The sequence below is a fragment of the Uliginosibacterium silvisoli genome, from assembly GCF_036017035.1.
Lineage (GTDB): Bacteria > Pseudomonadota > Gammaproteobacteria > Burkholderiales > Rhodocyclaceae > Viridibacterium > Viridibacterium silvisoli.
The window spans coordinates 1711196-1725276 of record NZ_JAYXHS010000001.1 but is presented as its reverse complement, the minus strand read 5'-3'; the positions used below and the strand labels follow the sequence as shown (position 1 = coordinate 1725276).

At 62.5% G+C, this 14081-nt stretch carries 15 protein-coding genes; 12 read left to right on the top strand and 3 right to left on the bottom strand.

Translation table 11 applies throughout. The features are described from left to right. Nucleotides 1-1377, bottom strand: coding sequence for a UDP-N-acetylmuramate:L-alanyl-gamma-D-glutamyl-meso-diaminopimelate ligase (gene mpl, locus VVD49_RS07820; protein ID WP_327598579.1), 1377 nt, complete (start codon nucleotides 1375-1377; stop codon nucleotides 1-3). A 134-nt stretch (nucleotides 1378-1511) separates the two neighbouring features. On the opposite strand from mpl, the gene VVD49_RS07815 reads away from it, so the two are divergent. From VVD49_RS07815 to VVD49_RS07760, 12 genes are all read left to right on the top strand, one after another. Beyond that, nucleotides 1512-2120, top strand: a complete 609-nt coding sequence (locus VVD49_RS07815; RefSeq protein WP_327598578.1) for a hypothetical protein — start codon at nucleotides 1512-1514, stop codon at nucleotides 2118-2120. A 21-nt stretch (nucleotides 2121-2141) separates the two neighbouring features. After that, a complete protein-coding gene (locus VVD49_RS07810; RefSeq protein WP_327598577.1) occupies nucleotides 2142-2663 on the top strand; it encodes a TlpA family protein disulfide reductase in 522 nt (173 codons plus the stop codon). Nucleotides 2664-2720: 57 nt separating this feature from the next. After that, nucleotides 2721-3245: a type II 3-dehydroquinate dehydratase gene (aroQ, locus tag VVD49_RS07805; protein WP_327598576.1), complete on the top strand. Its 525-nt coding sequence runs from the start codon at nucleotides 2721-2723 to the stop codon at nucleotides 3243-3245. Between the two features lie 110 nt (nucleotides 3246-3355). Beyond that, a complete protein-coding gene (gene accB / locus VVD49_RS07800; RefSeq protein WP_327598575.1) occupies nucleotides 3356-3817 on the top strand; it encodes an acetyl-CoA carboxylase biotin carboxyl carrier protein in 462 nt (153 codons plus the stop codon). 68 nt (nucleotides 3818-3885) lie between these two features. Further along, entirely contained in the window at nucleotides 3886-5232 is a 1347-nt protein-coding gene (gene accC / locus VVD49_RS07795) for an acetyl-CoA carboxylase biotin carboxylase subunit (RefSeq protein WP_327598574.1), read from the top strand. 78 nt (nucleotides 5233-5310) lie between these two features. Beyond that, nucleotides 5311-6222, top strand: coding sequence for a 50S ribosomal protein L11 methyltransferase (gene prmA, locus VVD49_RS07790; protein WP_327598573.1), 912 nt, complete (start codon nucleotides 5311-5313; stop codon nucleotides 6220-6222). After that, nucleotides 6216-7409 carry a zinc-ribbon and DUF3426 domain-containing protein gene (locus VVD49_RS07785; protein WP_327598572.1) on the top strand — a complete coding sequence of 398 codons (1194 nt, stop codon included), beginning with the start codon at nucleotides 6216-6218 and terminating at the stop codon, nucleotides 7407-7409. Before prmA ends, VVD49_RS07785 begins: the two co-directional genes overlap by 7 nt. 101 nt (nucleotides 7410-7510) lie before the next feature. Beyond that, complete coding sequence (gene tpx, locus VVD49_RS07780) at nucleotides 7511-8011, top strand: thiol peroxidase (protein WP_327598571.1); 501 nt, start codon at nucleotides 7511-7513, stop codon at nucleotides 8009-8011. Between the two features lie 98 nt (nucleotides 8012-8109). Continuing rightward, nucleotides 8110-9045 (top strand): carbohydrate kinase family protein, encoded by a 936-nt coding sequence (locus VVD49_RS07775; RefSeq protein ID WP_327598570.1) that lies wholly within the window; start codon nucleotides 8110-8112, stop codon nucleotides 9043-9045. Between the two features lie 32 nt (nucleotides 9046-9077). Continuing rightward, nucleotides 9078-9539: an outer membrane lipoprotein gene (locus VVD49_RS07770; RefSeq protein WP_327598569.1), complete on the top strand. Its 462-nt coding sequence runs from the start codon at nucleotides 9078-9080 to the stop codon at nucleotides 9537-9539. 161 nt (nucleotides 9540-9700) lie between these two features. After that, nucleotides 9701-10453, top strand: coding sequence for a GNAT family N-acetyltransferase (locus tag VVD49_RS07765; protein WP_327598568.1), 753 nt, complete (start codon nucleotides 9701-9703; stop codon nucleotides 10451-10453). A 166-nt stretch (nucleotides 10454-10619) separates the two neighbouring features. After that, nucleotides 10620-11324, top strand: a complete 705-nt coding sequence (locus VVD49_RS07760; protein WP_327598567.1) for a lysophospholipid acyltransferase family protein — start codon at nucleotides 10620-10622, stop codon at nucleotides 11322-11324. Between the two features lie 25 nt (nucleotides 11325-11349). On the opposite strand, the gene VVD49_RS07755 is transcribed toward VVD49_RS07760, so the two are convergent. Together VVD49_RS07755 and VVD49_RS07750 are read right to left on the bottom strand one after the other, a co-directional pair. Then, nucleotides 11350-12180 (bottom strand): symmetrical bis(5'-nucleosyl)-tetraphosphatase, encoded by an 831-nt coding sequence (locus VVD49_RS07755; protein WP_327598566.1) that lies wholly within the window; start codon nucleotides 12178-12180, stop codon nucleotides 11350-11352. A 5-nt stretch (nucleotides 12181-12185) separates the two neighbouring features. Next, nucleotides 12186-14054 carry a polysaccharide biosynthesis protein gene (locus tag VVD49_RS07750; protein ID WP_327598565.1) on the bottom strand — a complete coding sequence of 623 codons (1869 nt, stop codon included), beginning with the start codon at nucleotides 14052-14054 and terminating at the stop codon, nucleotides 12186-12188. Nucleotides 14055-14081 lie beyond the last annotated feature (27 nt).

Genomic DNA, 14081 nt, shown 5'->3' with positions numbered 1-14081 from the left:
TCAGGACTTGCGCGCCAGCGCTTCGAGCAGACGGTCGTGAATGCCGCCAAAACCGCCATTGCTCATGACGAGAATCTGGTCGCCATAGCGCGCCTCGGCCGCGATTGCGTCAACCAGCGAACCCAGGTTGTCACTGACGTGCGCCTTGTCGCCCATCGGGCCGAATACTTCATTGGCATCCCAGCCGAGATTGCCGGCATAGCAAAAGACCTTGTCGGCTTGCACCAGGCTGGCGGGCAGCTGGCTCTTCATCGCGCCGAGTTTCATGGTATTGGAACGCGGTTCCAGCACTGCAAGGATGCGCCGCTCGCCGACGCGCTGGCGCAAGCCGGCAACGGTGGTGGCGATGGCCGTCGGGTGATGCGCGAAGTCGTCATACACGGTGACACCGCGCACCGTGCCGCGCGGCTCCAGTCGACGCTTGACGCCTTCGAAGCGCTCCAGCGCCTCGGCTGCATGCATCGGCGTCACGCCCACGTGGCGCGCCGCCGCCATCGCCGCCAAGGCATTGGCGCGGTTGTGAGCACCAGCCAGCGGCAAGCGGCTCACCGCCTGCTCCTTGCCGTTGAGCATGAAGGCGATCGAGTCGCCGCGCTCGTCCATCTCCTCATACTGCCAGGAGGTCTTGCCCGCCACCTGCTCAGCTTGCCCGCCGAACCACTCCAGCTCGCTCCAGCAACCACGTTCGACGACGCGCTTGAGGCTGTCTTCAGCGTCGTTGACGATGATGCGGCCGATCTTCGGCACGGTGCGCACGAGGTGATGAAACTGCGTTTCGATGGCGGCCAGATCGGGGAAGATGTCGGCGTGGTCGTATTCGAGATTGTTGAGCACGACAGTACGCGGACGGTAGTGGACGAACTTCGAACGTTTGTCGCAGAAAGCAGTGTCGTACTCGTCCGCTTCGATCACGAAGAACGGCGTATCGGTCAGGCGGGCGGAGATGGCGAAGTTGCCGGGCACACCGCCAATCAGGAAGCCGGGATTGAGGCCCGCGTCTTCGAGAATCCAGGCGAGTAGCGAAGACGTCGTCGTCTTGCCATGCGTGCCCGCCACCGCCAGCACCCACTTGCCTTGCAATACATTGTCGGCGAGCCATTGCGGGCCGGAGACATACGGCAGGCCGCGATCGAGAATCGCCTCGAGCAGCGGATTGCCGCGTGATACCGCATTGCCGATCACGAACAGGTCCGGCGACATGGCCAGCTGGTCGGGCGAATAACCTTCGATCAGCGCGATACCTTGCTCTTCGAGTTGCGTGCTCATCGGCGGATACACACCTGCGTCGCAGCCGGTGACGGTGAAACCCGCCGAGCGCGCCAGCAACGCCACACCGCCCATGAAAGTGCCGCAAATACCGAGAATGTGAATATGCATGAAACGACTGCTCCCATTGGTGGTCGACAACTGAGTCGCCCAACCGGTGTGTAACAATAGGCCGGGATTCTATCCCGTCGCGCCCGGCACAAGAGCCCGATCAGAGACAAAGCCAGAGCCTTTCAGGATTTCATATGACGACCCGAGCGCACGCCCTGCCACGCCAGAACAATCTGCGGCGCGCCATCGCCGCGGCTGCCGCGCGACTGATCGCCGAGGAAGGCGTCGAGGACTACGCCTTTGCCAAGCGCAAGGCAGCGCGCCAGATGGGTCTCACCGAGGCAGAGTCGCTGCCGACCAATGCCGAGGTCGAAGAAGCGTTGCAGGAACACCTCGCCATCTACCAGGACGACGACCACCACGAACGCTTGTTCGCGCTGCGCACGGCCGCCGCCGAAGTCATGCACATCCTCGAGCCGTTCAAGCCTTACCTGACAGGAACGGTACTGAACGGCACGGCAGGCGCCTATTCCAGCGTGGAGCTGGAGATCTACACCGATAGCGCCAAGGACGTGGAGATCTTCCTGCTCGGCACCACGCTGCGCTACGAACACAAGGAAGTGCGCCGCGGCGGCCATGACGTGCCCGAAGCCATTCTCGAGTTCGACTACGACGGTGCGCCGATGCGCCTGTCGATCTTCGACCGCATCGCCGAACGCAATCCGCGCAAGCCGGGCCCGGGGGGCACCAGCGAGCGCGCACGCATCGAGGCCGTCGAAGCTTTGCTGAGCGGAGACATCTGAGTGCTCAGAAGCAGGCTGTTGATGGCGGCCGCACTGCTGGCGGCCGCGCTGGCAGGCGCCGGCGCCTGGGTGCTGGTCGGCCATCTGCTCGCCCCCAACCACGGCCCGGCCATTGAAAAGCTCCTGCAACTCAAATTGCCCGACAGTGACGGCAAGATCGTCGAATTTGCGCAATGGCGCGGCAAACCGCTGGTGGTGAACTTCTGGGCGACCTGGTGCCCGCCCTGCCGCGAGGAGATGCCGTTGCTCGACCAAAGCGCCAAAGCTACCCCGGACGTGCAGTTTGTCGGCATCAGCGTGGATGACGCAGCGCATGTCGCTGCATTTCGCCGCACGAACGCGACAAGTTACCCGCTGCCGATCACCGGCATGGAGATCTCGGCACTCGGTGCAGAACTCGGCAACAAAGCCATGGCTTTGCCCTTCACAGCCTTTATCCGCGCGGATGGCAGCCTGCAATCGGTCAAGCTCGGCGCCCTCAAGGAAGCCGAACTGGCACACGAGTTACAACAACTTTCGGCTTCGATCAAGTCTCAAAGATAGCCACCAAAACGCCGAAATAATGGACAGATAGCAGCCATTTGCGGCAAACTCCGCCCCATGACGAGTGCGAGCAGCAAGCCCAAGGCGAAGAAAAGCAGCAGCGGCGGCACCTCTGCCAAACAAGCAGCCGGTACCGCGCGCCCGCGCATTCTGGTCCTGCACGGCCCCAACCTGAACCTTCTCGGCACACGCGAGCCGGAGATCTACGGCCGCACCACGCTGGCCGACATCCACGCCGACATGGAAGCCCAGGCGCGGGCGCTCAATGTGCAGCTCGAGTCCTTCCAGAGCAACCACGAAGGCGGCCTGATCGACCGCGTGCAAGCCGCACGCGATGAAGGCGTGAACTTCATCATCATCAATCCCGGTGGCTACACCCACACCAGCGTGGCCCTGCGGGACGCCTTCGCGGCCGTGCAGATCCCCTTCATCGAAGTGCATCTCTCGAACGTGCATGCGCGTGAGGCCTTCCGCAAGCACTCGTATTTTTCCGACATTGCCGTGGGCGTGATCTGTGGCCTCGGCGCCAGCGGCTATCGCCTGGCGCTCGACTACGCCCTGAACCGCCTGCTGTCACGCTAAACCGCGCCGCACCGAATTCGCCGTCGGGCAGATGGCTAGCGCATTGACTACAACGTAAAACCGAGATTTTCTCCGGGCATTCACACGCCCGCCAGCAATTGGAGCAATACATGGATCTGCGAAAACTCAAGAAGCTCATCGACCTCGTCCAGGAATCAGGCATTTCCGAACTGGAAGTCACCGAGGGCGAAGAAAAGGTACGGATCGCCAAGCACCTGGCTGCACCGGCACCGCAAGTCAGCTACATGGCAGCCCCCGCTCCCGTGGCCGCCGCGGCAGCGCCCGCGCCTGTTGCTGCTGCAGCCCCTGCTGCCGATGCTCCAGCGGCTCTGCCTGCAGGTCACGTCATCAAGTCGCCAATGGTCGGCACCTTCTACCGCTCCGCTTCGCCGGGCGCAGAAGCCTTCGTCAAGGAAGGCCAGGCTGTCACGGAAGGTCAGCCACTGTGTCTGATCGAAGCCATGAAACTGATGAACGAGATCGAGTCCGAAGTTGCGGGCACGATCAAGGCCATACTGGTCGAGAACGGCCAACCGGTCGAGTTCGGCCAACCGCTGTTTGTGATTGGCTGAGGAGAAGCAGGCGGGAACAACGGGGCCATTCATGCAAATGAACCCCGCGGTTTGAGCCTCTAAAAACCATGTTCGAAAAAGTTCTCATCGCCAATCGTGGAGAGATCGCGCTGCGCATCCTGCGCGCCTGCCGCGAACTCGGTATCCGCACGGTCGCCGTGCATTCGGAAGCTGACACCGAAGCCAAGTACGTGAAGCTGGCGGACGAGTCGGTGTGCATCGGCCCTGCCGCCTCCGCCCAGTCCTACCTCAACGTGCCGCGCATCATCGCCGCGGCGGAAGTGACCGACGCCGAAGCGATTCACCCGGGCTACGGTTTCCTCTCCGAAAACGCCGATTTCGCCGAGCGCGTCGAGTCGTCGGGCTTCGTCTTCATTGGCCCACGCCCTGAAACGATCCGCATGATGGGCGACAAGGTCAGCGCCAAGCAGGCCATGATCGACGCTGGCGTGCCGTGCGTGCCCGGTTTCGTCGGCGCGCTGCCGGATGACCCGAAAGAGATCGTCAAGATCGCGCGCTCGATAGGCTACCCCATCATCATCAAGGCCGCTGGCGGCGGTGGCGGTCGCGGCATGCGCGTCGTACACACCGAAGGCGCGCTGCTCACGGCCGTCACGACGACGCGTACGGAAGCTGGCGCAGCATTCGGCAACCCGACGGTGTACATGGAGAAATTCCTGGAAAACCCACGCCATGTGGAGATCCAGGTTCTGGCCGACCAGCACGGCAATGCCATCTATCTCGGCGAACGCGACTGCTCGATGCAGCGCCGCCACCAGAAGGTCATCGAAGAAGCGCCTGCACCCGGCATCGACCGCAAGCTCATCGCCAAGGTCGGCGAGTCCTGCGTGAACGCCTGCAAACGCATCGGCTATCGCGGCGCCGGCACCTTCGAGTTCCTCTACGAGAACGGCCAGTTCTTCTTCATCGAGATGAACACGCGTGTGCAGGTCGAACACCCTGTGACCGAACTGATCACCGGCATCGACATCGTGCAGGAACAGATCCGCGTGGCCGCCAACGAGACCCTGCGCTACAAGCAGAAGGAAGTCGTGCTCAAGGGTCACGCCATCGAGTGCCGTATCAACGCCGAAGACCCGTTCAAATTCACGCCATCGCCCGGCAAGATTCTCAGCTGGCATACGCCAGGTGGCCCGGGCATCCGCGTGGACTCGCACGTGTACGCCGGTTATTCGGTGCCCCCGCACTACGACTCGATGATCGGCAAGGTGATCGCTTACGGCGACACCCGCGAGCAAGCCATCCGTCGTCTGCGCATCGCCCTGTCGGAAATGGTCGTCGAAGGCATCAAGACCAATATCCCGCTGCATCAGGAATTGCTGCACGACACGAACTTCATGCATGGCGGCACCAACATCCATTACCTCGAGCACAAGCTCGCGGGCAAGGACTGATTCTGCAGCACTCATGCAGGAGCCGGCGTCAGCCGGCTTTTGCCTTTCCTGGATTGAATATTGTCGGACCCGGATCTCATGTGGCTTTCCGTAACCCTCGCCGCCGAAGCAGTCCGCGCTGAAGCCCTCTCCGAAGCCTTGATGGAAGCCGGCGCGCTGTCCGTCAGCATCGAAGACGCCGACGCTGGCACGCCGGAGGAAAAGCCGCAGTTCGGTGAACCCGGCCACATCAATGACCGCCTGTGGGACCACAGCAAGGTCATCGCGCTGTTCGACAAGCAGATCGATCTGGCTGCAGCGCTGGCCAAGGCAGCTGGTGCTGTCGGACTCGATGCCGTCCCCGAGTTCACCATCGAGGAAATCAAAGAGCAAAACTGGGTTCAGCTGACCCAGTCGCAGTTCGAGCCGATCCACATCGACGATCGCCTGTGGATCGTCCCGTCGTGGCACGACGCGCCGAACCAGGACGCCATCAATATCGAGATGGACCCCGGCATGGCCTTTGGCACCGGCTCGCATCCAACCACGCGTCTGTGCCTCCAATGGCTGCTGGATGCAATCACCCCCGGCGCCACCGTGCTCGACTATGGCTGCGGCTCCGGCATCCTCGGCATCGCCGCTGCGAAGCTCGGTGCCGGCAAGGTGCTGGGCGTGGATATCGACGAACATGCCGTCACCGCCAGCCGTGCCAACGCCGAGCGCAACGGCATTGCCGCCAATCGCACGGAGTGGCTATCGAGTGCGCAACAGCTTGCAGGGCAGTATGATCTGGTGGTGGCGAACATCCTCACCAATCCCTTGTGTGTACTGGCTCCCGGCATTGCGGCACATGTCGCCCCCGGTGGCCGGCTGGCCCTCTCCGGCGTGCTCGCCGAGCAGGCCGAACAGGTAATTGCGGCGTATGCGCCGTGGATCGCCCTGCGCGTGGGCGCTGAGCATGAAGGCTGGATCCGCTTGGAAGGCGCGATGCAGGGGAGCACGGCTTGCTGATCACGCGCTGCCCGCATTGCGAGACGACGTTCCGCGTCCGCATGGAACAGCTCAACCTGCGCGGCGGTCGCGTCCGCTGCGGGCATTGCCATGTCCCTTTTTCAGCGCTCGAGTCCCTTGAGGAGCTGCCGGAAGACACGCCGCTCCAAGCGCCAACACCCGCGCAACCTACACCGCCTGCGGCGCCCGCTCCGGTTGCATCGCCAGCACCTGCGCCTGCGCCTGATACGGAATTCACGTCGACCTGGGCGGCGGCCGAAAATCTCGGCTCCGAAAATACGACAGCCGACGACGCAGCAGATCCGATCGCTGCAATCGACCTGCCACCGACACCTCTGGCCCTGCATCGCAACGAGCCTCATGAGGCAAGTCATGCCCAGGCCGAGATCACCCAGATCGATCCACCCGCCCAGCAGAATGATGCCGCCGACCTCGCGTTCGACCTCGACGGGCTTGATGCGAAAGAAGCGGGCGGCGACAGTAAAGAGGCCCCTGCTCCTGAGCCAGAGTTCATCGAGATGGGGAGCGCGGCAGATGACGCCGAAGGCGACGCCGCTGCCACTGCCAGCCAGGACGACGCGCTTGAAGGCGACACGGTCATTCCTGCAGGCGAAGAGGGTGATGAGGTGCCGCAGCTGCACACAGTCTTCCTCGACGAGGAAGACATCCAGCCGGCCGTGGGGATGGACCCAGCCCTCGCCGCTGCACACAGCAAGACGCGCCTCAAGCTGATCTTCGGCAACGCACTGCTGCTGGTCACGGGCCTGCTGCTCGCCACCTACGTCCTGCGCGTCGAGCTGACGCGTTACTACCCGGGTCTGCGTGCGTCGCTGGAGCAAGCCTGCCAGTACCTGTCGTGCGACGTGCCCTACCCGAAGGATGCCGACGAGGTATTGCTGGTCGGCTCGGACCTGACGCAGGCGACTGACCCCAAGGGTGGCTACCACCTGGCCGTCACGGTACGCAATCATGCGCATTACCCCGTGGCCTGGCCGCAGCTGGAGATCACACTCACCGACCGTTTCGAACGTGCGCTGACGCGTCGCGTGCTGGAGCCGAAGGATTGGTTGCCTACGAATATCACGCAAACTGCTGCCTTCGAGGCGCAAGGCGAGCTGACAGCGCAGATCACTTTGACCAGCGATGCGCAGGTGATGGGCTACCGGCTGGGCGTGTTCTACCGCTAGTTGCCTGGCCTGCCGTCGCCGCCCTCGCTTACCACCCTATTTGTTTCCCCCAGAACCAGCCGGATCACTCCGACCCGTCCCATCAAACCAAGGAGTATCAAATGAGCACAGTCACACTCGGCGGCAACCCGATCGAAGTCGGCGGCCACTTCCCGCAAGCTGGCGAAACCGCACCTGCTTTCAGCCTGGTTGCAGCCGATCTGTCTGACGTTGCACTGGCCAGCTTCGGCGGCAAGCGCAAGGTTCTCAACATCGTGCCTAGCCTCGATACCGCCGTCTGCGCCACCTCGACCCGCAAATTCAACGAGAAGGCCGGCAGCCTCGACAACACCGTCGTGCTGGTGATCTCCGCTGACCTGCCATTCGCCGCCAAGCGCTTCTGCGAAGTGGAAGGCCTGAAGAACGTGCAGACGCTGTCCACCCTGCGTGGCCGCGAGTTCATCAGCAACTACGGCGTCGACCTGAAGACCGGCCCGCTGGCAGGCGTGACGGCACGTGCCGTCGTCGTGCTGGATGCAGACAACAGGGTGCTGCACTCGGAGCTGGTGTCCGAGATCAAGAACGAGCCGAACTACGACGCAGCACTCGCCGCCCTGGCCTAAGCTGAAAGCGGCCAGCAGTTGCGCCTATCGGGCGCCTGCTGGCCGTTCGTACGTCTACCTGCGCCCACTTTCATTGTCTTTTGTCAGAGCACACGCCCATGTCCATTCTCGTTTGCGGCTCCATGGCCTTCGACACCATCATGGTGTTCCAGGACCAGTTCAAGCGCCACATCCTGCCCGACCAGATCCACATCCTGAACGTCTCCTTCTTCGTGCCGGAGATGCGCCGCGAGTTCGGTGGCTGCGCGGGCAATATCGCCTACAACATCAGCCTGCTGGGCGGCGATGCACGCATCATGGCAACGGTGGGTGACGACGTCGGCCCGTACCGCGAACGCCTGACGAAACTCAAGATCGACCAGCGCTTCCTGAAGACGATCGAAGGCACTTTCACGGCGCAGGCCTTCATCACGACCGACCAGGACAACAACCAGATCACGGCCTTCCACCCGGGCGCGATGATGCAGTCGCATCTGAACAATGTTCAGGACGCCGCCGAGGGCGTGAAGATCGGCCTCGTCGGGCCGGACGGCCTGGAAGGCATGCTGACGCATTGCCGCAACTTCGCTGCGGCGAAAGTGCCCTTCATCTTCGACCCGGGCCAGGGCCTGCCATTGCTGTCCGGCGAAGACCTCCTCCGCTGCATCGACCTCGCCAGCTACTGCACGGTCAACGATTACGAAGCCAAACTCGTTTGTGACAAGACCGGCATGTCGATCGAAGCCCTGGCGGAACGCGTGAAGGGTCTGATTGTCACACTCGGTGAGCACGGCTCGCGCATCTACGAAGACGGCAAGGTCGTAGAAGTGGCGTGTGCGCGCGCTGCAGCTGTGGTCGATCCGACCGGCTGTGGCGATGCATACCGCGGCGGCCTGCTGCACGGCCTGTCACAGGGCTGGACGCTGACCAAGTCGGCCAAGCTCGCTTCGCTGATGGGTGCGATCAAGATCGCGCATCGCGGCGGACAGAATCATCAACCTTCGCGTTCGGAAATTGCCGAGCGCTTTACTGCTGATTTCGGCGAAACACTCTGAGCCGGAAACAGTTGCAGAAACGGAGAAACAGCATGCCTTCCAGACTCCTCCCGACCATTTGCGCACTATCACTGGTGTTGGGTGCGGCAGGCTGTGTCTCCAGCAAGGCCGGCGATGTCTACTCGCGCGACGAAGCCCGCCGCGTCATGACCTTCCGCGAAGGCGTCCTTGTCGGCATCAAGGAAGTCCGGCTGGAAGGCACGAAATCTGCCGTCGGTGCAGGTGCGGGCGCCGTTGTCGGCGGTGTGGCAGGTAGCGCGGTTGGACAAGGTAAAGGCTCGGTTGTCGCCGCAGTGCTTGGCGCCGTCGCTGGCGGCGTAGCAGGTGCCGCAGCGGAAGAGGGCCTGACGCGTGAGAAAGCGCTGGAGCTCACCGTGCGTCTGGATAACGGAGAGAGCCTGATCATCGTGCAAGGCATCGGCGACGACAAGTTCAAGGAAGGCGAACGTGTACGGGTAGTCAACAGCAGCGGCACGATGCGCGTGACGCACTGAATGAACACCACGCTCCCCGGAACGGCCCTCCTTGCGGAGGGCTTTTTCATTCATGCTGCATGGCTCACAGCAGTCCAGCGCCGTAACCATTCCGCAATGTTCACGTAACGCGAGCGCAACTGACGCCACCTAGAGTGGGTTCTCCTAGAAGGAGAATCTGCATGCTACGTGCCGAATCACAAGTACTGCTGCGCAAACAGCACCGTCTTCACGTCGGGCTGGCCACCAGCGAATCCGAAATTCTTGAAGCGCAGAAGCTGCGCTACCGTGTGTTCGCCGAAGAAATGGGCGCACGCATCCCGTGTCGCATCCCCGGCGTCGATCGCGATCATTTCGATGCCTACTGCCAGCACCTCATCGTGCGCGATGAGGCGGCAGGCAAGATCGTCGGCACTTACCGCATCCTCACGCCGGACGCCGCCAACCGCGTCGGCTCGTACTATTCAGAAACCGAATTCGACATCACGCGTTTCCATCACCTGCGCAGCAATCTGGTGGAAATCGGCCGCTCCTGCATCGATGCGGACTACCGCACCGGTTCGGTCATCACGCTGTTGTGGGCAGGCCTCGCGCGCTTCATGAGCGAGAATGGTTTCGAATACCTGATGGGCTGCGCCAGCATCGGCATGGCCGACGGTGGTCACAACGCCGCCAATATCTACAACTCGCTGCGCGAGACCCACATGGCTGGGCCGGAGTACCACGTCTTCCCGCGCAATCCCCTGCCGGTGGAGCAACTCGCGACGGAGACACCGGCCGAGTTGCCCGCTCTGCTCAAGGGCTACATCCGCGCGGGTACGCGTGTCTGTGGCGCCCCCGCCTGGGATCCGGACTTCAACACGGCAGACCTGCTGTTGCTGATGCCGATGTCGCGCCTCGACCCGCGCTACGCACGCCACTTCCTCGATCGCTGAGCGCTCAGGATTGACGATCTCCCGGGATGCCGCTCGGCACCCGGGCGTTGCACGGGCTGCAAACAGAGCAGCTATACTCGCCCGCACCTCAATTGCCAGGTCCCCTGCGGCCCCCTGCCTCACCGTGTCTGTTCGCCCCCTCGTGGAAATCCGCGCCGCCTGGCGCATGAGCCGCCTTTTCCTGCACCTCTTGAAAGGCCTGGCCATCATGCGCTTTCTGGCACCACGCATGAGCACAGCGCGCCTTGGCACATTCAAGCAACGATGGTCAGAGCAGATGCTGAGGATGCTCGGGGTGCGCTTGCTCACCCCGCGCCTGGATTTGCCCGCACGCGCACTGATCGTCAGCAATCACATCTCGTGGCTGGATATTTTCGTCATCAACGCCGTGACGCAGACTCACTTCGTCTGCAAGGACGACATCCGCAAATGGCCCTGGATCGGCTGGCTGGTAGCTTCGACAGGCACCATCTTCATCGCGCGCAGCAATCGCAAGGATGCGGCTCGCACTGCCCGCGCGCTCAGCGACAGGTTGTTGCAGGACGAGCGTGTGACCTTCTTCCCGGAAGGCACGACCACCAATGGCAGCGAACTGCTGCCCTTCACGGCGGCCTTGTTCGACGCCGCCAGCCCGGCGCAGGCCGATGTGGTGCCGATGAGTCTGCGCTATCTGGACGAACAAGGTCAGCGCAGCCTGGCGCCTGCCTACGATGGCGATGTGAGCTTCATGGAATGTCTGCGCGCCATCGTCAAGGCGCCGGGCGTCTGGGCTGAACTGCGCGCGCTCACGCCCTTGCCCGCAGGCCTGAATCGACGCGAATACGCGGCCATGACACGCGAACAGATCGCTCGCGACCTGGGCATGCCGTAAGCATTACGGCCCGCCCAGCGCCAGCTCAGTCACTCCCGCCGGGTAGCGAACAAGCCGGACAGTCCACCTGGAAGACGCTGCGATCCTCGAGGCGCAGCATGCTCAGTTTGCCGCCCCACACGCAGCCCGAATCCAGAGCGACGACGTGCCCCATGTCCCGCAAGCCTAAGGCAGACCAATGCCCGCACAGGATCGTATGGGTGCGCCACGCCGCGTTGGCTGCCGAATACCAGGGAATCAAACCTTCCGGCGCATTCTCCGGCGGGCCTTTGGGCTTGAGCTCCAAAACCCCCTCAGGCGTGATGAAGCGCATACGGGTCATGGCGTTGATGACGATGCGATAGCGATCCCAACCGCTCAACGATTCGCCCCACTGGGTCGGCTTATTACCGAACAACTCCAGCAGGAAGCCGCGCCAGTTGTCGCCACGCAAGTTCTCCGCCACCTCCTCCGCCAGGCCGAGCGCCTGCGGCACACTCCATTGCGGCAACAAGCCTGCATGCACCATCGCCCACGCCCCCTCTGCATGCATGAGGGGCAATCCGCGCAACCAGTCCATCAACACGTCCCGATCCGGGGCATCCAGCACCGGCTGTATCGTGTCGCCAAGTTTGTCTTTGGGGGGCAGGCCTGCGGCCAGTGCGAGCAGATAAAGATCGTGATTGCCCAATACGGCAGTCACGGCAAAGCCCAAGGAACGCAGGAAGCGCAGTACGTCGACCGACTGTGGCCCGCGATTGACGAGATCGCCTACAACCCACAGGCGGTCTCCTTCGACGGAAAAACCCGCCTTTTCGAGCAGCGCTGTGAGCGGATCCAGACAGCCCTGCAAGTCGCCGACGACGTAGGTAGCCATTGATGCTAACTGCCGATGGCTCGCGAAGACTCCACTGGCCCGGTATTGGGAACCGGCTGGAGGAGCGGCCGCTGAAACGGCGCATATTCGGGCACCCAGCGACGCAGTTCGCGCTTGATCTCCGTCGGCGAAGGCACGCGCGAAGCACGAAGCCAGTCAATGATCTCGGCAACGACCTGAGGATCTCCTGCGCGAGCCTGCGCCATACGCAGCTTCTCGTGGTGCGTCGGCAAGCTGTGCTCGGTATCCGCCAGCAATTCCTCGTACAGCTTCTCGCCAGGACGCAAACCGGTGAACTCGACCTGTATGTTCTCGGCCCCGGACAGCCGAATCATGTCACGAGCAAGGTTGGCAATCTTCACCGGCTCTCCCATATCCAGCACGAAGATCTCGCCGCCGGTGCCCATGCTGGCTGCCTGCAAAACGAGCTGCGACGCCTCGGGAATGGACATGAAATAACGGGTGATCTCCGGGTGCGTTACCGTGACCGGCCCCCCCGCCGCGATCTGCTCCTGGAATTTGGGAACGACGCTACCCGCACTACCGAGCACATTGCCGAAACGTACGCTGCAGAATGCGGTTGCCGGACTCTCGCCCTGAACGACTTGGCAAACCATCTCTGCCAGACGCTTGCTTGCGCCCATGACATTTGTCGGATTGACCGCCTTGTCAGTAGAAATCATGACGAACTTGGGCACACGATGCGTCGCGGCAGCTTTTGCAACCCGCCAGGTTCCCAATACATTGTTGGTTATGGCTTGCCAGGCATTGTCGTCCTCCATCAACGGCACATGCTTGTAGGCGGCGGCATGAAACACCAAGGCCGGCGTATGGCGAGCGAATGTCTCGTCCAGCCACAGCGCATCGCGCACATCCCCTGCAACGGGCACGAGCGGCACCTCCGGAAAGCGCCTGCCGAACTCCTCCACTAGACGATACAAGGCATACTCGTTGGCTTCGTATGCAATGATCTGACCGGGGTGAAAAAGCGCGATCTGCCTGCACAATTCGGAACCAATCGAACCGCCAGCCCCCGTCACCAGTACAGTACGCCCACCCAGCATGCTGTCTATGTTGGGGCAGTCAATCGCCACGGGGTCGCGCCCCAGCAGGTCCTCCATATTGACCTCCCGGAAGGTCTGCGTGTCGCCGCCAAGACGGCGATCCGAGCTCATCATCTCGGCAAGCGTCGGAACCATCAGCGCATGGACCCCCGCTTTCAGGCACTTGCCCAAGATGCGCTTGCGCACCTCTGCAGAAGCAGAAGGCATCGCCACAATGGCATGCTGTGCCTTCAGCTCGCGCGCCCAGTGTTCGAGTTCGTCGATCGAACCGTGAATGCGCAAACCCATCATCTCGCGCCCATGTTTGCCAGGGTTGTCGTCTAACACCCCCACCAGACGCCACTCGGGGGAGCGTTGCAACTGGCGCATCACACTGACACCGGCCTCACCAGCGCCAATCAGCAAAGCGGGCCTGCCCGCGGCGGCCAGGGCGCCATACAAATAGTATTCGCGCCAGGCGCGGTACATCGCCCGTGCTCCGCCCATCACGACCAATAGAAACACAGGAAATGCCACGAGGACCGAGCGTGGAATCGGAACACTCGCGCGAACGAAGCCCGCCACGACAATCACCACAATGGCAGCCGTGCCCACTGCTTTCACAATGCGCGAAAGATCGGGCAGGCTGGCGAATACCCACATGCCCTTGTACAACCCGAAGCCCCGGAACATGAAAGCATGCACCGGCAGGATCCACGCGAGGTTGAACAGACCGGTACGCATGAAATCCGGCGGTACTGAGAAATTGAATCGCAGCAGATACGCGCCGCACCAGCACGCAGCAACGGCGACGAGGTCGAAACAGGACACGAGTACGCTGCGTGAAACGCCACGACC